A 25,959-nucleotide genomic window follows, 5' to 3' on the forward strand; every position below is an offset into this window, starting at 1 on the left:
GGGAGTCGTCAGCCGCCGCTGGAACCGGAGGAGCCGAATCCGCCGCGGTCGACCGCCGACTTGTCGAAACTCCCGCCGGACACCCGGTTCTTGTGGCTGCTGCCGCCGTAGTAGTAGGAGCCGCTGCCGTTGCTGTCTTCGCACTCGTAACGGGGCAGGATCTCCTGCGTCACCCGGTCGACGCACCGCCTGTCCGGCTCCGAACCGCACGCGGTGAGCGTCGCCGCGAGTACACCCATGCCGCCGAGCACGACGGTGCCCGACCTCAGCTTGCGCCTGTCCATGTCCTGTTCCCCCGTCGTACCCAAGAGCCGGTGGCAGCCCACCCGCGAACTGCCAGTCAGATTAGATGCACGGCCCCCTCGGCTGAAACCCGGTGCCGCCCACTCCCCCGCATCCCCTCACATCCCGTCTACGGGAGCACCCGGCAGAGAGCGTCGAGCGCACCGGCCCAGCCGCTCTCCGACGGTGTGCCGTAGCCGATGACCAGTCCGTCACGGCCCGGCTCCGCGTCCCGGTGCCGGAAGCGTGACAGCCGCTCCAGCGCGAGCCCTTGCCAGGTGGCCGCCTGGACGACCGTCTGCTCCGTCCCGCCGGGAAGTTCGAGGACGGCGTGCAGCCCCGCCGCGATGCCGCTCACCCGGAAGTCCGGAGCCCGCTCCGCCAGAGCCTCGACGAGCTGGTCACGGCGGCGCCGGTAGCGCAGCCGCACGGCCCGCACATGCCGGTCGTACGCCCCTGACGCGATGAACTCCGCGAGCGTCAGCTGGTCCAGCGCCCCGGACATCCAGTCGAATCCGCCCTTCGCGTCGCACACCTCCTCCACCAGCCCTTCCGGCAGCACCATCCAGGCCAGCCGCAGGCCGGGCGCCAGCGACTTGCTGGCCGTCCCGAGGTAGACGACCCGTTCCGGATCGAGCCCCTGGAGTGCGCCCACCGGCTGGCGGTCGTAGCGGAACTCGCCGTCGTAGTCGTCCTCCAGGATCAGTCCGCCCGAGGACCGCGCCCAGTCGACCGCCTCGGCCCTCCGGTCGGGGTGGAGCGGGACGCCCGTGGGGAACTGGTGGGCGGGCGTCAGCAGGACGGCGCCCACCCCCGGTGTCTCCCGCAACGCCCCGGTCCTGGCCCCGAGCGCGTCGACCGGAATGCCCGGGGTGCGCAGACCGGCCTCGGTCAGCAGGTTCCAGTGGATGTCCAGTCCGTAGGACTCGACGGCGGTCCCCCGCACCCCGTGGCGGCGCAGCACCTTCCCCATCAGCGTGAGCCCGTGGACGAACCCGGAGCAGATCACGATGCGTTCCGGGTCCGCGTACACCCCGCGTGCCCGGGCCAGGTAGTCCGCCAGGGCGGTCCGCAGCTCGACGCGGCCCCGCGGGTCGTCGTAGCCGAAGGCCGCGTCGGGAGCGGCGGCGAGGGCACGCCTGGAGGCCTTGAGCCATTCGGCACGGGGGAAGGACGAGAGGTCGGGCGACCCCGGCATCAGGTTGTGGGCGGGGCGGCGGCGCACCGGCCGGGGCCTGGCCCCCCGGGCGGCCGGCCCGGGCGGCGCGGCCCGCTGCGCGACCCTGGTCCCGGAACCCTGCCGTGCGGTGAGCCAGCCCTCGGCCACCAGCTCCGCGTAGGCGTCGGCGACGGTGTTACGGGCGATCCCCAGATCGGAGGCGAGCGTCCGGGAGGAGGGCAACCGGGTGCCGGGCGTCAGCCGTCCGGTCCGGACGGCTTCGCGCAGCGCGTTCATCAGCCCGCTGCGCAGGCCGGCGCCGACGGGTTCGATGTGCAGGTCGGCACCGAAAGCGGCCCAGGAATCTGTCATGGAAATGGACCATACCGGTGCGCCATCCGACCGTTAGCGTCCATTCCATGACCACGCACCCGCACTCCCTCGCACCTGCCGAGAACGCCCCGGAGCACCCCGCCCGTCTCCCGTGGGCCCAGCTCGCCCCCGATGTCTACAAGGCCATGGTCCGGCTGGACGCGGCCTCCCGTAAGGGCCTCGACCCGACGCTCCTGGAACTGGTGAAGATCCGGGCGTCGCAGATCAACCACTGCGCGTTCTGCCTCGACATGCACGCGAAGGACGCCCTCGCGGCGGGTGAGTCCGTCGAGCGGATCATCCAGCTCGACGCATGGGAGGAGTCGCGGCACTTCTACACGGAGAAGGAGCTGGCGGCGATCCGGCTGACGGAGGCGGTGACCGTCCTGACCGACGGTTTCGTGCCGGACGAGGTCTACGCGAAGGCCGCCGAGCACTTCGAGGAGGCCGAGCTCGCCCAGCTGATCGCCGCGATCACGGTGATCAACGCCTGGAACCGGTTCGGGGTGACCGCACGGCTGACCCCGGGCCACTACACGCCCGGCGACGTCAAGCACTGAACGGCGGGCGGCGGCTCAGGACGTACGCAGGAGGGCGCCCCCGGCAGCAGTCGCTGTCGGGGGCGCCCTCCTACGGCTCCGGGTCCGGCCGCCGGCCGGACTCCGGTCAGATCAGGCCGAGCTCGCGGACCGCGTCGCGCTCCTCGATGAGCTCCTGCACGGACGCGTCGATGCGCGCGCGGGAGAACTCGTTGATGTCCAGGCCCTGGACGATCTCGTACTTTCCGTCCTTCGTGGTGACCGGGAAGGAGGAGATGATGCCCTCGGGGACGCCGTAGGAGCCGTCCGACGGGATGCCCATCGAGGTCCAGTCGCCCTCGGCGGTGCCGTTGACCCACGTGTGCACGTGGTCGATGGCGGCGTTGGCGGCGGACGCGGCGGAGGACGCGCCACGGGCCTCGATGATCGCGGCGCCGCGCTTGGCGACGGTCGGGATGAAGGTGTCGGCCAGCCACACCTCGTCGTTGACGACCTCGGCGGCGTTCTTGCCGGCGATCTCCGCGTGGAAGATGTCCGGGTACTGGGTCGCCGAGTGGTTGCCCCAGATCGTCAGACGCTTGATGTCGGAGACGGCGGCACCGGTCTTGGCGGCCAGCTGCGAGATCGCGCGGTTGTGGTCCAGACGGGTCATCGCGGTGAAGCGCTCGGCCGGTACGTCCGGCGCGGCGGCCTGCGCGATGAGGGCGTTGGTGTTGGCGGGGTTGCCGACGACGAGGACCTTGATGTCGTCCGCGGCGTTGTCGTTGATGGCCTTGCCCTGCGGCTTGAAGATGCCGCCGTTGGCGGACAGCAGGTCGCCGCGCTCCATGCCCTTGGTGCGCGGGCGGGCGCCGACGAGGAGAGCGACGTTGGCGCCGGCGAAACCGACGTCGGGGTTGTCGGTGATCTCGATGTTGCGCAGCAGCGGGAACGCGCAGTCGTCGAGCTCCATGGCGGTGCCCTCTGCGGCCTTCAGGCCCTGCGGGATCTCGAGGAGTCGCAGGTTGACCGGCACGTCCGGGCCGAGCAGGTGGCCGGAGGCGATGCGGAAGAGCAGCGCGTAGCCGATCTGGCCGGCTGCGCCGGTCACGGTGACATTCACGGGAGTGCGGGTCATGGCGATCTCCGTTAGACAGCTGGCGGTGGGGGTCCCTGCCCCTGGTGCTGGACATCTCTGAATCTTGATGTGAAGAGATATCCAGCCGTCAGGCTATCCGACCGTCGCCGCCCGGACCGCCCGCCCCCCTGTGGGACCGCACACAGTCGGTTACGCAACGCAGCCGCCGCGCGTCGATCAGCCCGGCGCGGTGCAGCCGGTCGTCCCGGAGACGAGGATCGCGCACGCCCTGGCGTCCGAGGCCTGGTCCGCAGCGACCATCGGGGTGTACGCCTCGGCCTCGGCGCCCACCGCGCCTTCCTGCTCCGACGAGCCGGCGGTGATCCTCACCGTGTCTCCCGCGGACGCCCGGGTGATACGGGCCCACGCCGCCCCGCAGGTCGCGCTCCAGCGCACCTCGACGAGGGCACCGCCGACGGTCGCCCTGGCCACCGTGTCGGCGAACCGGCCGCCGCAGCCCGTGGTTTCCGGATCCTGCCCGGCGCAGCCGGCGCCGCCGCACCCGACGACGGAGGGCGACCGGGGAGCCCCGGTACCGGCTCCGGCCGACGGTGCCGCGGGCACCGCGCCGGCGTCGTCGTCCCCGCCCAGATCGATGAGCAGCACCGCCCCGGCCACCAGCAGGAGCGCGCCCACGACACCCGCGAGGAACAGCGCGGCCCTGCGACGGCCGCCGCGCCGGGACCGGTCGGGACCGGCGCCACCGGCCGTGCGGCTCGGGCGCCGGCTCGCCACGGGGGCCGCGGCCACCCCCGCCTCGCCGGGTGTCGCGCGCGCCCGGGAGGCCCTGATGGCCTCCATCGTCATGTGGTGGCGCGTCTCGGAGCGGCTCCAGGCCCGTTCGGCCGCCTCCCACGCCATCGTCAGCTGGTGCGGCTCCGCGCCCGTCACCTCGGCGAGCGCGACGACCGCTCCCCTGGGCGCGAGCAGCCCGCCGTTGAGATAGCGCTCCCAGGACGTCCTGCTGTAGCCGGTGCGGTCGGCGACCGCGGCCGGACTCAGTCCACTGCGGTCCACCAGTCCGCGCAGCCGGGCCGCGAACTCCCGTAACGAAGGGTCGAGTTCTTCCGGTAACGCCTTCCAGCGAGGCATCGCTTCCCCCCGTCGATTCCACCGGGGCGTTCCCGTCGCACCCCGGCGCCCCGACGTCGGGCGCCTCCCCTCTGCGACCGGAACGATCGGCCCCGCGCCCCGGACTACCCAGAAGGATGCGCGCATCCACCACACAGGTTCAGGACAAAGGGGCGCACAGGGGCATTCGGCAGGAGCGCGCTCTCCGTCGAACGGCGTAGCGTCCACCGCGCGGTCCGTACACACCGTTGCCAGGCGATCACACCGTGGCGGAATGGTCACTTCCGTGCCACAGGGGCAAGGCATCCCTTGAATCCGGTACCTCATGTCCATGACTCTTGGTCCAGGACAGGGCAAGGCCCTTCAAGTCGCCCCATTCCGGAGCTTCTTGAGCGGCGTCCTGTCAGGTGTCCGTCCCTCCTCGGGGGAGGGGACGGACACCTCCTCGGGTGACAGGCGCGCTCGGGCGGCGGACGTCCTTCAGCGAATCGTGAAGTGGACGACGTCCTGCAGGAACGGGACCTGCAGCCATGGCCTGGGCTGTGCCATCAGCGCGAGCAGCACGATCAGGGTGCCCATCGAGCCGTACGTGGCCAGATCGGTGAACCGGGACCGGACCGCCAGCATGCCGACCGACGGCACCACCCAGCGCAGCACCGCGCCCGCGAGCAGCGCGACGCCCATCAGCATCGTGCCGACCCTGAACGCCTGGGCGAAGGGGTCCGCACCGACGATCAGCAGTCCGAGCCCGGCGGTGCAGAGCACCGTGAGCAGCGGCCACTGCCGCGCCGGGGCCGGAGCGTCCCCGGGCGCCGCCCTGCCGCCGCCCTCCGGGCGCGCGGTGTCACGGGTCAGCGAGAAACGGCGCGAGGGCGCCGGGGTCGAGCCGCCGGCCCCCTCTGCCGCGGCGCCGTCCTCCGCGTCCGCGTCCCCCTCCGCACGCGGGTCCGCGCCCCCGTCCGCGTGGGCGGCCGCGTGCTTGTCCGCGTCGGCGCCCCCGTGCGGGTCGGCGCCCCCGTCCGCATCCGCGGCGGGGGGCCCTTCATGCCCTTCGGGCCGCTCGGCCCCACGGGACCCTTCAACCGCCTTCACCGCGCCGGGCTCCCCCGCCTCCGCTGCCGGGCCGTCCGTCTGCGTGTCGTCCGCGTGCCTGCCGTCCGCCGGACTCTTACCAGCACCCATGGCGCTCCTCCGGTCCGGGTCAGCCGGCGGAGGGGGCGGAGGCCTCGGCGGCGGCGCGTTCCGCCGCCTCGACCACGTTGACGAGCAACTGGGCCCGGGTCATGGGCCCCACGCCGCCCGGGTTCGGGGCGACCCACGCGGCGACCTCGGCCACACCGGGGTGCACGTCGCCGACGATCTTGCCGTTCTCGTCCCGGCTGACGCCGACGTCCAGCACGGCGGCGCCCGGCTTCACGTCCTCGGGCTTGATCAGGTGGGGCACACCGGCGGCGGCGACGATGATGTCCGCCTGCCTGAGGTGCGCCGACAGGTCACGGGTGCCGGTGTGGCACTGGGTGACGGTCGCGTTCTCGGACTTGCGCGTCAGCAGCAGCGGCAGCGGCCGGCCGATGGTGACACCCCGTCCCACGACGACCACGTGGGCGCCGTTGATCTCGACGCCGTGACGGCGGAGCAGGGTGACGACGCCCTGCGGCGTGCAGGGCAGCGGGCCGGTCTCGTTCAGCACGAGCTTGCCCAGGCTCATCGGGTGCAGCCCGTCCGCGTCCTTGGCCGGGTCCATCAGTTCCAGGATGCGGTTGGTGTCGATGCCCTTGGGAAGGGGGAGCTGCACGATGTAACCCGTGCAGTCGGGGTCGGCGTTGAGCTCCCGTACGACCTCCTCGATCTCCTCCTGGGTGGCGGTGTCGGGGAGTTCGCGCTGGATGGATCCCATGCCGACCTGGGCGCAGTCACGGTGTTTGCCGTTCACGTACCAGCGGCTGCCCGGATCGTCACCGACGAGCAGGGTTCCCAGGCCGGGGGTGATGCCCTGTGCCTTGAGGGCCGCCACGCGGACGGTCAGATCGGACTTGATCGCAGCTGCGGTGGCCTTGCCATCGAGAATCTGGGCAGTCATGGCACCCATCCTCGCGGATGACCCCGCCCGCGTACCAATCCTGGCTTGCCAGGTGGACGCGAGATTGCACTTGCACAACGCATTCGGTCATCGACTGGACAAAATGTGGATGTCACGACGACGATAAGTCCCGCATCACCGCGGACAGTGTCGGGGGGACCACCGTTCAGAATGCACACGATTCCTCCGCCCGGGCCGCGTCGTCCCCAGCACTTCGCAACGGAGGAATCGCGCCATGAGCTTCGGCGACCCCAACAACCCCTACGGTCAGCAGCAGGGTGGACAGCCGGGCGGGCAGCCGGGCTACGGCTACCCCCAGCAGACCCCTCAGGGCGTTCCCCAGCAGGGCTACGGTTACCCACAGGCACCGCCGGTCCAGGGCGGTTACGGCTTCCCCGGCGGTCCCACCGAGATGCCCGGCGGTGTGAAGGCCGCCCGCGTCATGCTCTTCGTGATAGCCGGGCTCCAGGTCATCGGTGCGATCTTCGTCGCCCTCGCCGCCGCGGCCGTGAACGCGGCCAAGAACGACGCGACGCTGAAGGACGACGTCCAGTTCCAGCAGCTCGCCGACTACTCGGGCTCCGCTCTGTGGGGCATCGTCGTCTTCGCCGTGCTCTGGGGTGTCCTCGCGGTCTTCCTCGGTGCCAAGTTCGGCAAGGGGGGCAACGGGATCCGTATCACCACCATCGTCTTCGGCGTGATCACCGCGATCCTCGGCATCTACCCGTTCGTGGTCATGGGCCTCGTCCACACGGTCCTCGCCATCCTGGTCGTGGTCTTCGTGGCGAAGTCCGACGGCGGCGCCTGGTTCAACCGCCAGCAGCAGCCGCAGCACTGACCCGCACGCCCGCGCGTGAAGGCCGTGGCACCCGCTCGTCGGCGGGTGCGCGGCCTTCAGTCGTTTCCGGGCACCGGCGTGGTCCGCTCCATGACGACGAAGGAGCCCGCCTCCCGCGTGATCCGGTAGCGCGCCTCGGGGTGGAGCTGCTCGGCGTACTTCACCGGGTCGTCGATCGGCCGCGACCAGCCGAAGTCCAGGTTGATCGCGACGACGTCGGGAGCGGTGCCCGGGGCGCCGCCGATCCAGTAGACGGTGCGGTCCGCGGTCAGGTGCGCCATCAGCGTGATGTCCGTCTCGACACGGGCGCCCACCGGAATGGCGTCGAGCGCCGCTTCGGCCGCGTGGGTGCGCGCGTCCGTCCGGTACGTCTCCGGCCGCAGCAGGTCACGGAGCGGAAGGTGCTGGGTGAGGGCGACGGCTACCGCCGCGGCCACCGGGACGGCGACGTTCGCGTACGAGACGAGCCAGGGCCGCTTCGACCCCTGACTGCGGCGGATGCCGTCGGCCATGGCCAGGAAGACCACCGGCATCAGGATGGCGCTGTAGTGCCACACCATCCCCCAGTGGTTGGAGTCCTGGGAGAGCAGCCGCCAGCCGAGTGTGGGCAGGACCAGCAGGATCAGGGGTGAGCGGAGCGCCATGAAGGCGGTGATGCCGACCAGGAAGACCAGCATCTCCAGCTTGACGGACGAGTCGAGGACGCCGAGGACGGAGTCGAGCGGGGAGACCTCCTGCCCGCCGTTCTCCTCGATCTTCTTCCAGTAGTCGTACGTCCCCGCGCTGCTGGCCGCGGGTATGAGCACCAGCACGGTCAGCGCGAAGGCGAGGACGCCGAAGGCCGCCAGGAGGAAGCCCTGGAGCCGCTTTCCGTACAGGGCGAGGAGCCCGCCCACGACGGCGACGGTGATCCCGAGGTCCTCCTTGACCAGGACCAGCGGAAGCGACCACAGGACGACGGCCCGCCACCGTTCCATGAGCAGGGCCCGGCAGACCAGCGCGATCAGCGGGACGGCGAGCGCTATCTCGTGGAAGTCGGCCTTCACCGCTTCCTGCAGCCCCCACGAGAGGCCGTACGCGACGGTGACGCACAGGCCGGACCGGCCGCCGAGCATCTGCTGGACGGTGCGCCCGACGATGACGGCGGACCCGGCGAACAGCGCGGCCTGGGCGAACAGCAGGGCCACGGCGGACGGCCAGATCCAGTAGAGCGGGACCAGCAGCGCCACCACGGGGCTGAAGTGGTCGCCGAGGATCAGATAGCCCGGCCCTTTGATGTCGACGACCGGGGCGTCGAACCCCGCGTAGGCGCGCACCTCCTGCTCGAAGATGCCCAAGTCCCAGGAGGGCGACTGGAAGTGGCTGTACCGCAGGTACCCGTAGAGGAAGTAGAGCGCGCACAGCACGACGGCGGCGATCAGGTACGGGCGCAGCGGCGCCGGGTGCCACGTCCTCGCGGCCCGCTCCGGGGCCTGCCCGCCGGGCACACCGGTGTCGCTCTGGTTCAGGTCAAGCACGATGCCCCCGCAACGGAGTCCCTCACTGGTCACCTGCCGGTCGGTCGCACCGGCCCCGCCCGCCACGGCCCTCCGGGCCCGACAAGGCCATTCATTAGAACAGAGGGGCGACTGAACTCCGTAACGGCGGGACGCCCCGCAGGCCGCGCCCGACGAGGGGCGCGGCCTGCGGTGGTGCTGCGACCGGGTGTCAGTGGAAGAAGTGGCGCGTGCCCGTGAAGTACATGGTCACGCCCGCCTTCTTCGCGGCCTCGACGACCAGCTCGTCGCGGACCGAGCCGCCCGGCTGGGCGACGGCCTTGATGCCGGCGGCGGTGAGGATCTCCAGACCGTCGGGGAAGGGGAAGAACGCGTCGGACGCGGCGTACGCGCCCCGGGCCCGCTCCTCGCCGGCCCGCTCGACGGCGAGCTTCGCGGAGTCGACGCGGTTGACCTGGCCCATGCCGACGCCGACCGAGGCGCCGTCCTTGGCGAGCAGGATCGCGTTGGACTTGACCGCGCGGCACGCCTTCCAGGCGAAGGCGAGCTCCTGCAGCTCCTCAGCGGACAGGGCCTCACCGGTCGCCAGGGTCCAGTTCGCCGGGTCGTCGCCCTCGGCCTGCAGCCGGTCGGTGACCTGGAGCAGGGCCCCGCCGTCGATCGGCTTGACCTCGACCGCGGAGGCCGGGGCGTCGGGGCACCGCAGCACCCGGATGTTCTTCTTGCGGGCCAGCACCTCGACGGCGCCGTCCTCGTAGGCCGGGGCGACGATGACCTCGGTGAAGATCTCCGCGACCTGCTCGGCCATCTCGACGGTGACCGGCCGGTTGACGGCGATGACTCCGCCGAACGCGGACAGCGGGTCGCAGGCGTGCGCGTTGCGGTGCGCCGTGGCGACGTCTGCGGCGACGGCGATGCCGCACGGGTTGGCGTGCTTGATGATCGCGACGCACGGCTCGGCGTGGTCGTAGGCGGCGCGGCGTGCGGCGTCGGTGTCCGTGTAGTTGTTGTAGGACATCTCCTTGCCGTGCAGCTGCTCGGCCTCGGCGAGGCCGCCCTCGCCCGAGGTGTAGAGCGCCGCGGGCTGGTGCGGGTTCTCGCCGTAGCGCAGGACGTTCTTGCGCGCGAAGGTCGCACCGGAGAAGTCGGGGAATCCCGAGTCGTCCGCGGCCGCGTAGCCGTCGGCGAACCAGGCGGCCACGGCCACGTCGTACGCGGCGGTGTGCTGGAAGGCCTCGGCGGCGAGCCGCTTGCGGGCGGTCAGGTCGAAGCCTCCCGCCGCGACCGCGGCAAGGACGTCGGCGTAACGCTCGGGGCTGGTGACGACCGCCACGGACGGGTGGTTCTTGGCGGCGGCGCGGACCATCGACGGACCGCCGATGTCGATCTGCTCCACGCACTCGTCGTCGGAGGCACCGGAAGCGACGGTCGCCTTGAACGGGTACAGGTTGACGACCACGAGGTCGAACGGCTCCACACCGAGCTCGGCGAGCTGCTCGCGGTGGGCGTCCAGGCGCAGGTCGGCGAGGATGCCCGCGTGCACCCGGGGGTGCAGGGTCTTGACGCGGCCGTCGAGGCACTCGGGGAAGCCGGTGAGCTCCTCGACCTTGGTGACCGGTACGCCGGCGGCTGCGATCTTCCCGGCGGTGGAGCCGGTGGACACCAGCTCGACACCCGCCTCGTGCAGACCGCGGGCGAGGTCTTCGAGCCCCGTCTTGTCATAGACACTGACCAGGGCGCGGCGGATGGGCTTATTCACCGACATGACCGAGATGAACCTTTCGTCCCTCAATGCGATAGCCGTCACGGGCGAGCCGCCCCACGGCCTCGACGAGCAGCTTGCGCTCGACTTCCTTGATGCGTTCGTGGAGGGCGGCTTCGCCCTCCGTCGTTTCCTCTTCGGTCACCTCGACCACGCCCTGCGCGATGATCGGACCGGTGTCGACGCCGTCGTCGACGAAGTGGACGGTGCACCCGGTGACCTTCACGCCGTACGCGAGCGCGTCGCGCACGCCGTGGGCGCCGGGAAAGCTGGGGAGCAGGGCGGGGTGGGTGTTGACGACGCGGCCGCCGAACTCGGCCAGGAAGCCCTTGCCCACGATCTTCATGAACCCCGCGGACACCACGAGGTCCGGGCGGTACTCCGCCACGGCCGTGGTGAGGGCGGCGTCCCACGCGTCCCGGTTCGCGTACTCGCCGAGCTTGCACACGAAGGTGGGGAGCCCGGCGCGCTCGGCACGCTCGATGCCGACGGTGCCGTAGCGGTCCGCGCCGACGGCGACGATCCGGGCGCCGTAGCCCTCGGGGTCGTCACCGATCGCGTCGAGGAGTGCCTGGAGGTTCGTGCCTGAGCCGGAGACGAGCACGACCACACGGGCCGGAGCGGCGGAGGGGGGCGGGGAGGCCACGGCGGGGCCCTTTCTCGCGTGATGCAGCAGGTACGCGATGTACAGGAGGTGCGTTTGTATGGTCGTACGAAAGAAGGTCGCCCCCTGATACGGGGAACTCTACGAACGGTCCGACCGTCAGCAACGATACCGGCACACCCGGCGGCCCCCACGGGACGGGGGCGTGGCCGGGAGGTAGCGTCAGGGGACAGGGAACCGCCCCCGGGCGGAAATGACGAGATGGGGAAGACGTTCACCACATGCCGGACCGCCTCCGCACCGCCCTTGGCCACCCGCTGCCCGAGCGGGCCTCCATGCTGATGCGGGAACGCCAGTCCTCATCACCGGACTCCTCGCCGGGATCGGGTTCCCCGTCGGGATCGGGGCCCTCCGAGGGGCCGGGATCCTCCGGGCCGGCCTCGTCCGGATCCTCGGGCTCCACCTCCGGGTCGTCGGGCTCCACCTCCGGGTCGTCCGGCTCCTCCTCCGGGTCGTCCGACGACAATCCGTTCGCGGCACCGCCCGAGGACCGGCCCGACCAGCCCTGGCAGCCCCGCCACCCCTCCCACGCGCCGGGACAGCACGGCAACGGCGGGAACGGCGACGGCACCGGGGGGCAGTCCGACGGCCGCCCGGCCTGGGGCAGCCAGTGGAGCGACCAGCAGCCCGGACGGCAGGGCGGCGGGTTCGGCGGCCGCCCCGGCGGCACCGGCGGCCAGGGCGGTGGCCCCGAGGGCAGTCCCGGGGGTCTGCGCTGGGACCCGACCGACCCCACCCAGCGGCGCGCGCGCTACGCGGTGCTGGGCGGCATGTGGGCGTTCTTCTTCGCCCTCTTCGACTTCCCCGAGATCGCGATGCTCCTCGGCGCCCTCGCCGTGTACTGGTCGATCAGCGCGCTACGTGGTGGACCGCGGAAGACCCCGGCCGACGGCACGGGCGCCCCGGACCGTCCGACGAACACTCCCCCGCTGCCGGGGGCGGCGCCCGGCGCCGCCCCCGGAGCGGCGCAGAACAGCGGCCGCCAGCAGACCACGGCGGCCGTCAGCGGCCTGGTGACGGCGGTGCTGGCCCTGGCCATCGTGGCCACCGGCTACACGGTCCAGCTGGTCTACCGCGACTACTACACCTGCGTGAACGACGCGCTCACCAAGTCCGGCGCCCTGGCCTGCAACGACAAGCTGCCCGACCCGCTGGAGCCCTTCTTCGGCGTGAAGAAGTAGCGCCGCACGAGCCGCCTGCTACGAAGCGTTCTCCCGGCCGGGTTCCGGGTGCCCCGAGGCATCCGGAACCCGGCCGGTCGGCGTCTCGGGCCCGGAGTCCCGGCCTGCCGAGGCCCCGGGGCCGGCCTCGGACACGGACTCGGCCCCGGACTCGGCCCCGGACTCGGATCCGGGCTCCGTGGCGGGGACAGGAGCGGACACCGGGTCGGGCGCAGAAGCGGACGCCGCGTCAGGCGCCTTGGCGCGGGCCGGAGCGGACGCCGGGTCAGGCGCGGTGGCCGGATCAGGGGTGGACTCCGCGTCAGGAACCGGCACCGGTCCGGGCGCGGACACCGCGGCCGGCCGAGGGGGGCTCTGCGGCCGTGCCCGCGCGGAGAAGTCCGCCATCAGACCGCCCGACTTCTTCTTGAGCGCCGCCCAGCGGGCCTCCCTGGCACCCTCCTCGTGCCAGGGGTCGGCCGACAGGAAGTCGTACGGTTCCTCCTGTGCGCCCGCGCCCCCGGGGCCTTTCCCCGCACCGCGCTCCGACTCCGTCTCCGGCGTCGGCTCCGCGGCCTCCGCCGGCACCTCGCTGTCCGCCGCGTCCAGGCGCCATCCCCACCGGTGTTCCCTGAGCCGCCAGGCCCTGAGCGCCAACGCGACCGGCACGCCGATCACGGCCGTCCAGGCGAGAGCGGCCGGACCCACGAGCCACCACACGGGGCCGAACTCCGCCAGGGCGCCGGTGCCCAGCGGGCCGCCCGAGGCCGACGCCAGCACCGCCGCGCCGATCCCGCAGCCCACGGCCGCCACCCCCGCGACCAGGGCGGTCCGGCCCTGACCCCACGTCTCCTCACGCCTCTCACGCACCGGAACCGCGCCCCGCGCCACGAACCGGGCGACGACCAGGCCCGCCACGGCCGGCACCGCCGTCGCCACCCAGTTCGCACCGGTACCCGGGCCGTGCGACGGCACCGCGGCGAGCAGGGGGAAGTCAGGCAGCGCGGGCGGTCCGGTGAAGGCGAGGGGGGTGGCCATGGAGGAAGCGCCCAGGGCGAACCCCGGCCCGAGGCCGTAGGACGCGCCCCACATCGCCGCGTTCGGAACGAGTGCGCCCGCCAGCAGGAGTACGGAGATCCGGCCCGCCCAGTCGCCGGACAGCCCCAGGAAGGACTCCCTCGCCGCGCCCGCGTGCCACACCAGGGCCACGGCGACCAGCAGCGCCCCGCCTCCCAGCAACGCGAGCGTGCCGGCGGCCGCCGACCGCAGAGCCACACCGGCTCCGGCCCGGAACCGGGAACGCGCGGCGGCCTCCTGCACCCTGAGCGGCGCCCAGACGAGGAGAGGGGTCAGCGGCCGGCCACGCGCGGCCCATACGCCCGCGGCGGCCGCGACGGCCACCACCACGGTGACGGGGAAGGCGAGCGAGACCCGGTCGGCGGGCAGCGCGCCACCCTGTGCGTACGCCGCGGAAGCGAGCACGACCAGCAGGTATCCGGCGCTCACCGCGCAGAACGCCCCGACCGCCGAGGTCCCGGCCGACGACCTCCCGCCGGTCTCCGCCGAGTCCCGGGCGGCCCGGTGGACGAGCCACACCGGCAGCACGCCGAGCAGGAGCGGGACCGTACCCACGGGCACGGGGTGCCCTCCCACGGTGTCGGCTCTGACGAGTTCGGCGCCGTGCGCCAGCAGCCAGAGCCCGGACGCCACATGAAGGGCGCCGCCGGGGCCGCTGTCGGGATAGGGAGAGCTGATCCACAACAGCATGACCAGGACGGACAGCGAGCCGAGCCCGAGCCCCGCCGCGAGCACTCCGCGCACGAAGGCGGAGGCCAGCGCGGCGGACCTGCTCCGCTCGGCCGACAACATCGGGCTGCGTTCGGTCACTTGGGTCACGCCGCCATGCTGCCAACGACACGCGCTTATTCCGTGTAACGGGCGAATAGCCGCTGTGTCGCTCAATATACGTTTATGTACTTTTTCACCCGGTGCAGTGTCCTCGGGGACGGGGGCCGGGCATGACGCGGAGCACCACCGGTCCGGCCGCCACCGACCCGTTGCCCTCCCCCAAGGAGCGTCGCAGGCTGCGTGAGGCAAGGGAACTGAGTGAGCGACAGGTCGCGGCCGCGGTGGGCGTCACGGCCGCCACCGTCCGCGCCTGGGAGACGGGGCGGGCCAGTCCACGGGGCCGTCGGCGCGCGGCGTACAGCAGGCTGATCGGCTGCGCCGAGCCGCGCACCGCACCCTCCCGCCCCGCCGAGGAGAACGGGAGCGGCACGATGTCCACGGTCGGGCCCGACGCCCTTCCCGCACCGGACGCCCCCACCCCGGACGGCCCCACCACCGACAGGCCCGCCCCGGGCGGGGCCACGCTCGCGACGCCCGCTCCGGGCGGGGCCGGTCCCGTCCCGCAACCGGGGAGCCTCACGGCCGAGGAGGCGTACGACGACCTGTACGGGCGAACCGCGCCGGCCCTGACCCGTCAGGTCTTCCTGCTGACCGGCCACCGCGGACTCGCCCTGGAGGCTGTGGAACACGCGTTCAGGATCGCGTGGCAGCGCTGGCCCGAGGTGGCCACGGACCGCGATCCGGCGGGCTGGGTGCGTGCCGCCTCGTACGAGTACGCGATGTCGCCCTGGCACCGGCTGCGCCGATCGCACCGCCGGACCGATCCGCTGCCCGAGGATCCGGCGCGGCGTGCGCTGCTGGACGCGATCCTCGGCCTGCCTCCTTCGTACCGCCGCACACTCCTGCTCCACGACGGTGTGGGCCTGGGGCTGCCGGAGACGGCCGCGGAGACCGAGGCGAGCACGCACGCCGCGGCGTGCAGGCTGCTGAACGCGCGGGCCGCAGTCGCCGAGCTGCTGCCCGCGCCTGCCGATGCCGCGGATCCCGGCACCGGGCCCGCGCCGCTCCGCGAACCGCTCGCGGCGCTCTCCCTGGCGGAGGAGGTGCCCGCCCCACCGGCGGCCCCGGTCGTCCGCGCGCGCGGTGAACGTGTCGCGGAGCTCTGGACCCGTGCCGCGCTCTACTTCGGGGTAGTGCTCATCGGAGCGACCGCCTTCACGCTGCACACGGCTCCCACCCACTACGAGGAGCCGCTCGCCCCGGCCGAACGGGTCGGCGGTGTCCCCCCGCTGGGCGGTCCCGAGAAGCTCACGCCCCAGGACCTGAAGTTGCAGAAGGCGCTGAGGGGCGAGCTCGCGCACGGGCCGGAGCGACTCGTCCCGCGCATTCCCTGACCCGCGCCGTTCCCGCTGTGAGGCGGTGACGCGACGGCGGTCAGCCGCCGAGGATCTCGCGCGCCAGCTTGGCGGTCTCGGTCGGCGTCTTGCCGACCTTCACGCCGGCGGCCTCAAGGGCCTCCTTCTTGGCGGCGGCGGTGCCGGAGGAGCCGGAGACGATGGCGCCGGCGTGGCCCATGGTCTTGCCCTCCGGGGCGGTGAAGCCCGCGACGTAGCCGACGACCGGCTTCGTGACGTTCTTCGCGATGTAGTCGGCGGCACGCTCCTCGGCGTCGCCACCGATCTCGCCGATCATCACGATGAGGTCGGTGTCGGGGTCCGCCTCGAACGCCGCGAGGGCGTCGATGTGCGTCGTACCGATGACCGGGTCGCCACCGATACCGACGGCGGACGAGAAGCCGATGTCACGGAGCTCGTACATCATCTGGTAGGTCAGCGTGCCGGACTTGGACACGAGGCCGATGCGGCCGGGCTTCGTGATGTCGCCCGGGATGATGCCGGCGTTGGACTGACCGGGGGTGATCAGACCGGGGCAGTTCGGGCCGATGATCCGGGTCTTGTTGCCCTTCGAGCCGGCGTACGCCCAGAAGGCGGCCGAGTCGTGGACGGCGATGCCCTCGGTGATCACAACGGCCAGCGGGATCTCGGCGTCGATCGCCTCGACGACGGCGGCCTTCGCGAAGGCCGGCGGCACGAAGAGGACGGACACGTCGGCGCCGGTCTTCTCCATCGCCTCGGCGACGGATCCGAACACGGGTACCTCGGTGCCGTCGAAGTCGACGGAGGTGCCCGCCTTGCGGGGGTTCACGCCACCGACGATGTTGGTGCCGTCGGCCAGCATGAGCTTGGTGTGCTTCATGCCCGTGGCGCCGGTCATCCCCTGGACGATGACCTTGCTGTCCTTGGTGAGGAAGATAGCCATGGTGTTGGAGTCCCTCGTCCCTTACTTCGCAGCCGCGGCGAGCTCGGCGGCCTTGTCGGCCGCGCCGTCCATGGTGTCCACGCGCTGGACCAGCGGGTGGTTGGCGTCGGAGAGGATCTTGCGACCCAGCTCCGCGTTGTTGCCGTCGAGGCGCACGACCAGCGGCTTGGTGACGTCCTCGCCCTTGGTCTTGAGGAGCTCAAGGGCCTGGACGATGCCGTTGGCGACCTCGTCGCAGGCGGTGATGCCACCGAAGACGTTGACGAAGACGGACTTGACGTCCGGGTCGCCGAGGATGATCTCCAGGCCGTTCGCCATGACCTCGGCGGAGGCGCCGCCACCGATGTCGAGGAAGTTGGCGGGCTTCACGTTGCCGTGGTTCTCACCGGCGTACGCGACGACGTCCAGGGTCGACATGACCAGACCGGCACCGTTACCGATGATGCCGACCTCGCCCTCGAGCTTGACGTAGTTGAGGTTCTTGGCCTTGGCGGCGGCCTCGAGGGGGTTGGCCGCGGCCTTGTCCTCGAGCGCCTCGTGGCCGGGCTGACGGAAGTCGGCGTTCTCGTCGAGAGACACCTTTCCGTCCAGCGCCAGGATGCGGCCGTCCTTGGTCTTCACCAGCGGGTTGACCTCGACGAGGAGCGCGTCCTCGGCGACGAAGGTGTCCCACAGGGTCACCATGGCCTCGGCGACGCCCTCGGCCACCTCGGCCGGGAACTTCGCCTGGGCCACGATCTCGCGGGCCTTCTCGATGTCGACGCCGTCCACGGCGTTGACCGGGACCTTCGCGAGGGCCTCGGGGGTCTTCTCCGCGACCTCCTCGATGTCCATGCCGCCCTGCACCGACGCCATCGCGAGGAAGGTGCGGTTGGTGCGGTCGAGGAGGTACGAGACGTAGTACTCCGCCTCGATCTCCGGGGACAGCTCGGCGATCATCACCTTGTGGACCGTGTGGCCCTTGATGTCCATGCCGAGGATGTCGGTCGCACGCGCGACCGCCTCGTCGGGGGTGGCGGCCAGCTTGACGCCGCCGGCCTTGCCGCGGCCGCCGACCTTCACCTGCGCCTTGACGACGGACTTGCCGCCCAGCCGCTCGGTCGCCTCGCGGGCTGCCTCAGGCGTGTCGATGACTTCACCGGCCAGCACCGGTACACCGTGCTTGGCGAAGAGGTCCCTCGCCTGGTACTCGAACAGGTCCACGCGCGTCCGTCCCTTTTAGTGGTCTCGCGGTTCGTTTTCTGCGTGGGCGTGCCGCGAGGGCAACGTGACTGCGCGGTCACAGGGGAGGCGCACACGGTGACCCGGTACGCGGCATGTCCATCCGGCAGGTTATCCCCGCGCCGCGCCGGACCCTAAATTGCAGATCACACCTGAGCGGTGATACCGGTCACAGACCGTGCTGGTGACCGAGGTGTGAAGGACAAAACGTCACGTCGGCGGGGCGGCCGGTGACCGTCCTGGACCGGACCTGGACCGGGCCCGGCACCGCCGGCGAACGGGCCGGGCCCGTCACCGGCCCGTGTCGGGCACCGGCAGGGGCCGGTTCTCGATCGCCGCCGCCATGACCTCGGGGAAGTGGTCCGGGGTGCAGGCGAAGGCCGGGGCGCCGAGGGCCGCCAGCGCGGCCGCGTGCTCCCGGTCGTACGAGGGCGCGCCCTCGTCGGAGAGGGCGAGCAGCGTCACGAACTGCACACCGGACGCCTTCATCGCGGCGGCCCGCTCGACCATCTCTTCACGGATCCCTCCCTCGCGGAGATCACTGACGAGGACGACGACGGTGTCCGCCGGACGGGTGATCTTCGACTGGCAGTAGGCCAGCGCGCGGTTGATGTCGGTCCCACCGCCGAGCTGCGTGCCGAACAGCACGTCGACCGGATCGTGCAACTGGCCGGTGAGGTCGACGACGGCCGTGTCGAACACCACCAGCCGGGTCTCCAGGGTCCTCATGGAGGCGAGCACGGCACCGAAGACCGCGGCGTGGACGATCGAGGCGGCCATGGATCCCGACTGGTCGACGCAGAGGATCACGTCCTTCTTCACCGACCGGTCCGCCCGCCCGTACCCGACGAGGCGCTCGGGCACCACCGTGCCGGCCCCCTCCCGTCCGGGGAGGGGCACGTAGTTCCTGAGGTTGGCCCGGATCGTGCGGTCCCAGTCGATGTCGCGGGGACGTGGCCGGCCGGCCCTCGACGAACGGTCCAGGGCGCCGGTGAGCGTCGCCCTGGTACGGGTGGCGAGCCGTCGCTCCAGGTCCTCGACGACCTTGCGCACGACGGCACGTGCCGTCTCCTTCGTGGTCTCCGGCATCGCCTTCGCGAGCGAGAGCAGGGTGCCGACCAGGTGGACGTCGGGTTCGAGTGCCTCCAGCATCTCCGGTTCCAGCAGCAGTTCGGAGAGTCCGAGCCGGTCCATCGCGTCGCGCTGCATGACCTGGACCACGGAGGCCGGGAAGTACGCACGGATGTCCCCGAGCCAGCGGACCACGGACGGGGCGGAGGCGCCGAGCCCTCCCGCACGCTCCGCCCCGCTCCGGCCGGCCGGCTTCCTCCCTTCGTCGTACAGCGCGGTCAGCGCGCCGTCCATCGCCTCGTCGCGTCCGGTGAGCGTCCGTCCGGTGCCCTCGGCACCCTCCGCGCCGAGCACCATCCGCCAGCGCCGCAGCCGCTCGTCGTCGGCAGGAGCCGCTTCCATCTCCCTCTCCCCCTTCTCCGTGTCCTCCGCGGCCCCTGTCATCGGCCGGCCCCCGGCTCGGCCGGGGACCCTGTTCCCAGCAGCAGCGCCAGCACCGGGGCCATCGCGTCCGCCCGCTCCTCGTCGCGTCCTTCGCCGAAGCCCGGGGCGGCGGGCACGTTCGCGTCGTGGCCCCTGCCGGGGTCCGGCCCCCGCCCGACGAGCTCGCCCAGCGCACGCCGCACCCCGGGCTCGTAGGCCGAGAAGGTGCGGCGCAACAGCGGCAGTACGCCGGGGAAGGTGTCGGCCGGTATGCCGGTCAGCCAGGCGTCGACGAGCGCGAGGAGGCGCTCGTCGTGGACGAGCACCAGGCCGCCTCCCGTGGCTCCGCCGACGAAGCCCTCGATCCAGGCGGCCGCGTCGGCCGGTGCGCTGCCGGGCGAGAGGGCCAGACCCATCAGTCGCGCGGCGTCGCTCTCGCCCAGCCGCCCGCCGTCCAGGAGCAGGCGCGCCGCACGGCCCCGGACCACCCCGGCGACCGCGTCCCTGTCGGCGAGCTCGCGAAGGACGCCGGCCCACCGCTCGGCCGGCCCGTCCGTTCCGACGGTGTCGGCCAGCAGCCCGACCGCCGTGTGCACGCCGTCCACCCGCCGCTGCGCCTCCACGGCGGCGTCCGCGTCGAGACCGGTGCAGGCCGACGGCAGACCCACGCAGACGCGCTCGGCGAGACCGACGGCGACCTCTCCCAGAGCCGCGGTGTCGGTGGACCGCACGTCTCCGTACCGCAGGGAGCGGGCCAGGGCGGGCAGCGCGTCGGCGAGATGGCCGACGTCCGCGTCGAGGGCGGCCCGGTCGGCGAGGGCTCTCATCACCACGGGCAGGGCCTCGGACAGACCGGCCAGGAGGCACTGTTCGGCGAGTGCGGTGACCCCGGCGAGGGACGGCGCCGAGACCGCGTCCGTCTCCGCCCTGGCGGTCGCGGCACCCAGCACGGTGGTCCCCCACACACCGGCCTCGGCGATCCGGACGAACAGCTCGGGCTCCCAGTGCAGCCGCCAGCTCTCCCGGAACGTGCCCGTGCTCCCCCGGCCCGCGGCGGGCTCGCCCCAGTGCACCCCGAGGAGCCGGAGCCGGTGCAGGAGCCGGCTGCGGGCCGCGTCGGTGTCCTTGCGCAGGTCGAGCTCCAGCTCGCGCCTCCCGGCCTCGGGCCTGAGCCTGAGTGTTCGCTGCTGCCGGTCCAGGTCGCGCTGGAGCGGGACGGCCGGGGCGGTCTCCGGTACCTCGCCGAGGGTCTCGCCGACGACGAGCCGGTCCCGCACGAGGGCGAGCGGCACGTCGGACCCTTCGCACATGACGGCCCTGACGGCGTCGGTGGCCTCGGTAAGGCCCACGGCCGGGCGGCCCCTCATGGCCGCCAGCGTCCCGGCGAGTCCCACGGCCTCGATGACATCCGCGGAGGACACCGTCCTGTCCGTGTCGCGCAGCAGCCCCGCGACCTTCGTCATCCAGCGCTCCACGGGCCGGTCCGGCGCGCCGAAGAGGTGTCCGTACCAGCCGGGGGACTCGATCCCCGCGCCGTACCCGCTGCGCCGGGCGAGCCTGCGATGGGTCCAGGGCACCCAGGTCAGTTCCGCCCTCACCTTGGGCATCCCCTTGAGGAGCGCCCGGTCGGCGGCGACCGTCGCCCTCGTGCGGAGCGCGGGCACGTGCCACGCACCGCAGACCACGGCGACGTCGTCGCCGAACTCCCTGCGGGCGGCCCGCAGCCGGAGGCGCATGCAGGCCTCCCTGACGGCGTCCTGCGGATGTCCTCCGTCCCCGTACGCCTCGCGCAGGGCCGTCATCGCCTCGGCGAGGACGGTGAACGGGGCACGCGGGTCGGAGGGCCTGCCGTCCGGCCCGCGGTGCTCGACGACGTCCTCCCACCAGCGCTCGGGGTCGTCGTAGCCCGCGGCCTCGGCGAGTACACCGATCGGGTCGATGCCCCGGCCGTCCTCCGCACCGTCCTCCTTCGGTTCCGTCAACGCCAGCGAGTGCGCGGCGGGCAGGTCCACGAAGCGCACGGGAACCCCGTGCGACGAAGCCCAGCGGATCGCCACCCACTCGGGCGAGAACTCGGCCATCGGCCAGAAGGCGGCCCGGCCGGGATCGTCGACGGCGTGCGCGAGGAGCGCGACGGGCGGACGCATCCGGCCGTGTGCGGCGAGCGCCAGCAACGCGTCGCCCTCCGGGGGGCCTTCGACGAGGACGGCACTCGGCCGCGCGTGGTCCAGGGCGGCCAGGACCGCGCGGGCGGAGCCCGGCCCGTGGTGCCGCACCCCCAGCAGCAGCGGTCCTCCGGACTCGGCGTTCCCGCCGGTGCCCGGGATCATTCGGCGGCCTCACGGCAGGCGCGGTAGAAGTCCTTCCAGCCCTCGCGTTCCCGGACGACCGTCTCCACGTACTCCTGCCAGACCAGGCGGTCGGCCGTGGGGTCGCGGACGACGGCGCCGAGGATGCCGGCCGCCACGTCGCCGGGGCGCAGGACTCCGTCGCCGAAGTGTGCGGCGAGCGCGAGTCCTCCGGTCACGACGGAGATGGCCTCGGCCGTGGACAGCGTGCCGGACGGCGACTTGAGCCGGGTGCGGCCGTCCGTGGTGACGCCGTCCCGCAGTTCACGGAAGACCGTGACGACGCGCCGGATCTCGGCCATGCCGTCGGGCGCCGGGGGCAGGTCGAGCGAGTGGCCGATCTGGGCCACCCGGCGGGACACGATGTCCACCTCGGCCTCCGGTGTCGCGGGCAGCGGCAGCACCACGGTGTTGAACCGGCGGCGCAGGGCGCTGGAGAGCTCGTTGACACCGCGGTCGCGGTCGTTCGCCGTGGCGACGAGGTTGAACCCCCGGACCGCCTGGACCTCTTCCGCCAGCTCGGGGACGGGGAGCGTCTTCTCCGACAGGATCGTGATGAGCGCGTCCTGCACATCGGCGGGGATACGGGTGAGCTCCTCCACCCGGACGGTCATGCCCTCCGCCATGGCCCGCATGACGGGGCTCGGCACCAGCGCCTCACGGCTGGGCCCGTGTGCCAGCAGCTGGGCGTAGTTCCACCCGTAGCGGACCGCTTCCTCCGGGGTGCCCGCGGTCCCCTGGACGAGCAGGGTCGAGTCCCCGCTCACGGCTGCGGCGAGGTGCTCGGACACCCAGGTCTTGGCGGTACCGGGGACGCCGAGGAGCAGCAGCGCGCGGTCGGTGGCCAGCGTGGCCACGGCGACCTCCACGAGGCGGCGCGGGCCCACGTACTTGGGTGTGACGAGCGTGCCGTCCGGGAGCGTCCCGCCGAGCAGATAGGTGGAGACGGCCCACGGCGAGAGCTTCCAACGAGCGGGTCTGGGGCGGTCGTCGGCGGCGGCGAGCGCCGCGAGCTCGGCGGCGAAGGTGTGCTCGGCGTGCGGCCTCAGGGCGTCGCGGCCGACTGCGTCGGTCTGTACGGACACGGTCATGGATCCCCCTCCGGATCGGTCTCCCGATGCGGTTTCCACCGTGCACCATGCCACTGACAACCGGTCCAGGCAGGCGTCCGGGACGGGTCGCGGGCGGGCGGTGGGACGGTCAGCGAGGTCGGGACGGCGCCGCCGTACGGGCGGTCAGGTCCTGCCGGACCGCCCGGAACAGGCGGCCGGAGCCCGTTGTCAGTGGCGCCCCCTACCGTCGTCTCCATGGTGCTGTCTCACGGGGGAGAATCCAGCCGCTCCGACCGGCCGGCCGGACGCGGGACGACGAAGAGGACGACGGTCGACGTTCCTGACGAGCCGTCGCACGAGGCCGGCGGTGGGCCCGGCCCGCGGGCCGCGTCCGCGGACCGTGCGGCGGCCCGGCGCGCCGAGCGCCGGGCCGAGCGCGTCAGCGGCGGTGCGCGGGAGCTGGAGCAGCGGCTCACCGATCTGCTGCGCGGAGGACTCGCCGCAGCCGGCCGGCCGGGGCACGGGCTGTGGGAGGAGACGGCGGCCCGCATGGTCGACGCGCAGGCCCCGGGACTCGCGGGCCGGGCGCGGGAGTTGGCGTCGATACCGGCTTCGGGCGCAGGCTGGCCGGCTCGGCTCCTCGAGGAGTGCGCGCTCCTGCACCTGCTGGACTCCGCCTGGCTCCGGCTCGGCCGGCTGCCCGGCCCACTGGCGGCGACCGTCCGTACGAGGGTGGGGCTGACCGCCCCGGCCGGAGGGCCGGCCGTCCGCGACCAATGGCTGGTCCTCGCGCGGTACGACACCCCGGACGGCAGGATCGTCACCCGCCGCATCTGGCTGTACGGCCGGAATTCGGAGCGCATCGCCCTGCTGCTCTCCTACGGAGCACCGGGGCGCGCCCCGGCCCACGCACTGCCGGTGGGTGCCGTGATCGATGCCGAGGTGACGCCGTATCCGGGCGGTGGGGGGCTGAGGGTTGAGCTGGGGACGGAGTTCGGTGAGCCTGTTGTCACCGGGACACCGCCGCCGGGCGGCACGGCGGCGGACGCCGTCGCCGCGTACGGGAACGCGTTGCGGGACGATCCGTGGCTCGACGCCTGGCCGGCCACCCTGCGCGACGTCGTACCGGCGCCGTCGGGGGACGGCTGGCAGCTGGTGGGCGTCGCGGACGGCTCCGCCCTGCCGGTCGCGGCCCGGGCGCTGTCCCGGCCGGGTCTGTGGAAGCTCGTCGCGCTCTCCGGGGGTGGCCCCCTGACGGTCTTCGGCGAGTGCGGGCACCGGGGTTTCGATCCGTTCGCCGCCTGGTGCCCGGAAGGCTCCGACGGTGTGGGACCGGGCGAGGCGGTGGCCCTCATCTGACGTACCCGGGGGGCGCGGTGCCCAGGAAGGCCCTGAGGGGGGCGGGGGTGCGCCGCAACTGCCCGCCCGGACGCGCCCCCTCTGCCCCGACCCGGCACACGCACACCCCGGCCCCTCGCTCCCGGACCACCGGAAGGAACCCGATGCCCACCACCGTCACGTCGACCGGTGCGCCTGTGAACGCCTCGTGGGAAGACCTCGTGAGCTCGGCGGTGCTCGGCACCGACCGTCGGCCTCTGCGGACGGAGGAAGGCGCCGCGGTCTCCCCCTCGGCGCTCCTCGACGCCGCGGCGGCGCACACCGTGCGCCGCAGAGCCGCGCTGCGTCCGGCCGTCGGGGCCACCCTGCCCGCGCCCGCGCCCGCCGACCTCCGGCCGCCGCTGCCCGACGCCGCCCGCCGCCGGCTCGCCCAGTTGCTCGCCGACCGTTCGGCGCAGCCCGGTGGCGGGCGCCGGGGATCGGCCCCCGACCTCACCGAGCTGATCCCGCAGTGGCTGGCCTCGGCCGGCGCGCACGGCTACCGCGCTCCGGCGGAGCTGCTCCCCGCACTGCTGGACGCGGCGAGGGCGCGTACGGACCTGCGGCCGCACGTGCTGGCGTTCGCCGGGCCGCGCGGGCTCTGGCTGGCCTCGCTCAATCCGGAGTGGCGGTTCGCCCTGCGCGCCTCGTCACGGGACGCGCGGCGACCGGACACGTCGGACCCGGCGGCGGTGCGCCGGCTCTGGCAGGAGGGCCTCTTCGCGGAGCGGGTCGCGCTGCTCGGCGCTCTGCGGGACCAGGACCCCGGCAGGGCCCGCTCCCTGCTCGTCTCCACGTGGTCCTCGGAACGGGCCGAGGACCGGCTCATGTTCCTCGACTCCCTGCGGTCCGGCCTCTCGGCGGACGACGAGACCTTCCTGGAGGAGGCCTTGGCGGACCGCAGCCGTAACGTACGTGCCACAGCCGCCGAGTTGCTGTCCTCGCTCCCCGGTTCCGCGCTCGCCCGCCGGATGGCGGACCGCGCCACCTCCTGTGTCAATCCCGACCGCACGGGGGGCACGGTGTCCGTGGCGGTGGAGGCGCCGCACGAGTGCGACCCCGCGATGCAGCGGGACGGAGTGGTGCCGGTGCCGCCCTCGGGGCGCGGAGAACGGTCCTGGTGGCTCGGTCAGTTGGTGGAGGCCACCCCGCTCGGCGTCTGGCGGGAGAGGTTCGGCGGCCGGGCGGCGCACGAGCTCGTGGCACTGCCGGTCGCCGACGGCTGGGCCGGTGAGCTGCACGCCGCCTGGTGCAGGGCCGCCGTGCGGCAGCGCGATCCCGACTGGGCACGGGCGCTGCTCGGGGCCCCCTCGACACCCCCGGCGAACGGCCCCGGTACGGCCTCGCCGGCGGAGCGGTCGAAGCTGCTCGCCAGTCTGCCGCCGTCCGAGCGGGCGCTCTGGGTCGCCGGCTTCATAGCCGCGCACGGCCTGTCGGAGGCCTTCCAGCTGCTCGGTGTCTGCTCCGTGCCCTGGGACGCGCCGCTCGGCCGGTCGGTGGTCGATGCCCTGGACATCGCCCGGGACGCGGGGAGCTACCCGTGGAGCTTCAGCGGGGTGATGGGCCTCGCCGAGCGCTGTCTGAACCCCGCCGAGGCAGACCGCCTCGCGGTTCTCACCACCACTCCGGACGAGCCGGAGGGCGCTTCGCCGGGTGCGGGCGGCTACTGGTCGGAGGCGTTCCAGCGCCTGGTGTCGACCTTGCGCCTGCGCGCCGCCATGGACGCGGAGCTGTCCCAGGGCGGCGCGGGATGACCACGA

The 25,959-nt window shown here is 73.1% G+C and carries 21 protein-coding genes; 6 read left to right on the top strand and 15 right to left on the bottom strand.

Annotation, left to right across the window (positions count from 1 at the left end; genetic code table 11):
• Window positions 1-8: 8 nt before the first annotated feature.
• Complete coding sequence (locus IA22_RS0114630) at window positions 9-284, bottom strand: hypothetical protein (RefSeq protein ID WP_014154492.1); 276 nt, start codon at window positions 282-284, stop codon at window positions 9-11.
• Between the two features lie 128 nt (window positions 285-412).
• The gene (pdxR, locus tag IA22_RS0114635; protein WP_030123863.1) at window positions 413-1,813 is read right to left on the bottom strand and encodes a MocR-like pyridoxine biosynthesis transcription factor PdxR; all 1,401 of its coding nucleotides are present in this window, start codon (window positions 1,811-1,813) and stop codon (window positions 413-415) included.
• Window positions 1,814-1,860: 47 nt separating this feature from the next.
• Between pdxR and IA22_RS0114640 the strand changes: the two genes are divergently transcribed.
• Window positions 1,861-2,373, top strand: a complete 513-nt coding sequence (locus IA22_RS0114640; protein WP_014154494.1) for a carboxymuconolactone decarboxylase family protein — start codon at window positions 1,861-1,863, stop codon at window positions 2,371-2,373.
• 106 nt (window positions 2,374-2,479) lie between these two features.
• Here the strand turns inward: IA22_RS0114640 and IA22_RS0114645 are convergent, their stop codons facing one another.
• From IA22_RS0114645 to IA22_RS0114660, 4 genes are all read right to left on the bottom strand, one after another.
• Entirely contained in the window at window positions 2,480-3,469 is a 990-nt protein-coding gene (locus IA22_RS0114645) for a malate dehydrogenase (protein WP_014154495.1), read from the bottom strand.
• A 177-nt stretch (window positions 3,470-3,646) separates the two neighbouring features.
• Entirely contained in the window at window positions 3,647-4,561 is a 915-nt protein-coding gene (locus IA22_RS0114650) for a helix-turn-helix domain-containing protein (protein WP_030123864.1), read from the bottom strand.
• Between the two features lie 459 nt (window positions 4,562-5,020).
• Window positions 5,021-5,722, bottom strand: coding sequence for a DUF3017 domain-containing protein (locus IA22_RS0114655; RefSeq protein ID WP_030123865.1), 702 nt, complete (start codon window positions 5,720-5,722; stop codon window positions 5,021-5,023).
• Between the two features lie 19 nt (window positions 5,723-5,741).
• A complete protein-coding gene (locus tag IA22_RS0114660) occupies window positions 5,742-6,620 on the bottom strand; it encodes a bifunctional methylenetetrahydrofolate dehydrogenase/methenyltetrahydrofolate cyclohydrolase (RefSeq protein WP_014154498.1) in 879 nt (292 codons plus the stop codon).
• Window positions 6,621-6,855: 235 nt separating this feature from the next.
• On the opposite strand from IA22_RS0114660, the gene IA22_RS0114665 reads away from it, so the two are divergent.
• Window positions 6,856-7,458 (top strand): hypothetical protein, encoded by a 603-nt coding sequence (locus tag IA22_RS0114665; protein WP_014154499.1) that lies wholly within the window; start codon window positions 6,856-6,858, stop codon window positions 7,456-7,458.
• Window positions 7,459-7,514: 56 nt separating this feature from the next.
• On the opposite strand, the gene IA22_RS0114670 is transcribed toward IA22_RS0114665, so the two are convergent.
• The 3 genes from IA22_RS0114670 to purN all read right to left on the bottom strand — a co-directional run bounded on the left by IA22_RS0114670 (window position 7,515) and on the right by purN (window position 11,362).
• A complete protein-coding gene (locus IA22_RS0114670; protein WP_015578439.1) occupies window positions 7,515-9,041 on the bottom strand; it encodes a DUF2079 domain-containing protein in 1,527 nt (508 codons plus the stop codon).
• Window positions 9,042-9,165: 124 nt separating this feature from the next.
• Window positions 9,166-10,719 (bottom strand): bifunctional phosphoribosylaminoimidazolecarboxamide formyltransferase/IMP cyclohydrolase, encoded by a 1,554-nt coding sequence (gene purH / locus IA22_RS0114675; RefSeq protein WP_030123866.1) that lies wholly within the window; start codon window positions 10,717-10,719, stop codon window positions 9,166-9,168.
• The gene (purN, locus tag IA22_RS0114680) at window positions 10,706-11,362 is read right to left on the bottom strand and encodes a phosphoribosylglycinamide formyltransferase (RefSeq protein ID WP_014154502.1); all 657 of its coding nucleotides are present in this window, start codon (window positions 11,360-11,362) and stop codon (window positions 10,706-10,708) included. Before purN ends, purH begins: the two co-directional genes overlap by 14 nt.
• Window positions 11,363-11,601: 239 nt before the next feature.
• On the opposite strand from purN, the gene IA22_RS0114685 reads away from it, so the two are divergent.
• Window positions 11,602-12,561 (top strand): hypothetical protein, encoded by a 960-nt coding sequence (locus IA22_RS0114685; protein WP_030123867.1) that lies wholly within the window; start codon window positions 11,602-11,604, stop codon window positions 12,559-12,561.
• Between the two features lie 18 nt (window positions 12,562-12,579).
• On the opposite strand, the gene IA22_RS0114690 is transcribed toward IA22_RS0114685, so the two are convergent.
• Window positions 12,580-14,427: a cell division protein PerM gene (locus IA22_RS0114690; protein WP_030123868.1), complete on the bottom strand. Its 1,848-nt coding sequence runs from the start codon at window positions 14,425-14,427 to the stop codon at window positions 12,580-12,582.
• Between the two features lie 131 nt (window positions 14,428-14,558).
• On the opposite strand from IA22_RS0114690, the gene IA22_RS0114695 reads away from it, so the two are divergent.
• Window positions 14,559-15,782 (top strand): helix-turn-helix domain-containing protein, encoded by a 1,224-nt coding sequence (locus IA22_RS0114695; protein WP_030123869.1) that lies wholly within the window; start codon window positions 14,559-14,561, stop codon window positions 15,780-15,782.
• Window positions 15,783-15,822: 40 nt separating this feature from the next.
• On the opposite strand, the gene sucD is transcribed toward IA22_RS0114695, so the two are convergent.
• The 5 genes from sucD to IA22_RS0114720 all read right to left on the bottom strand — a co-directional run bounded on the left by sucD (window position 15,823) and on the right by IA22_RS0114720 (window position 22,861).
• On the bottom strand, window positions 15,823-16,707 hold the full coding sequence (gene sucD / locus IA22_RS0114700; protein WP_014154506.1) for a succinate--CoA ligase subunit alpha: 885 nt from the start codon (window positions 16,705-16,707) through the stop codon (window positions 15,823-15,825).
• 21 nt (window positions 16,708-16,728) lie between these two features.
• On the bottom strand, window positions 16,729-17,910 hold the full coding sequence (gene sucC / locus IA22_RS0114705; protein WP_014154507.1) for an ADP-forming succinate--CoA ligase subunit beta: 1,182 nt from the start codon (window positions 17,908-17,910) through the stop codon (window positions 16,729-16,731).
• Between the two features lie 309 nt (window positions 17,911-18,219).
• Window positions 18,220-19,401, bottom strand: coding sequence for a VWA domain-containing protein (locus tag IA22_RS0114710; RefSeq protein ID WP_030123870.1), 1,182 nt, complete (start codon window positions 19,399-19,401; stop codon window positions 18,220-18,222).
• Window positions 19,402-19,439: 38 nt separating this feature from the next.
• Window positions 19,440-21,752, bottom strand: coding sequence for a DUF5682 family protein (locus tag IA22_RS0114715; protein ID WP_015578431.1), 2,313 nt, complete (start codon window positions 21,750-21,752; stop codon window positions 19,440-19,442).
• Window positions 21,749-22,861: an ATP-binding protein gene (locus IA22_RS0114720; RefSeq protein WP_015578430.1), complete on the bottom strand. Its 1,113-nt coding sequence runs from the start codon at window positions 22,859-22,861 to the stop codon at window positions 21,749-21,751. The genes IA22_RS0114715 and IA22_RS0114720 overlap by 4 nt, the downstream gene beginning before the upstream one ends.
• Before the next feature lie 192 nt (window positions 22,862-23,053).
• Here IA22_RS0114720 and IA22_RS0114725 point away from each other — a divergent pair, with 192 nt between their 5' ends.
• Window positions 23,054-24,181 carry a hypothetical protein gene (locus tag IA22_RS0114725; protein WP_209443738.1) on the top strand — a complete coding sequence of 376 codons (1,128 nt, stop codon included), beginning with the start codon at window positions 23,054-23,056 and terminating at the stop codon, window positions 24,179-24,181.
• Window positions 24,182-24,324: 143 nt separating this feature from the next.
• Window positions 24,325-25,953, top strand: a complete 1,629-nt coding sequence (locus IA22_RS0114730) for a DUF5691 domain-containing protein (protein ID WP_030123872.1) — start codon at window positions 24,325-24,327, stop codon at window positions 25,951-25,953.
• Window positions 25,954-25,959 lie beyond the last annotated feature (6 nt).

The sequence above is a fragment of the Kitasatospora papulosa genome, assembly GCF_000717245.1.
In the GTDB taxonomy this organism is placed as follows: domain Bacteria; phylum Actinomycetota; class Actinomycetes; order Streptomycetales; family Streptomycetaceae; genus Streptomyces; species Streptomyces papulosus.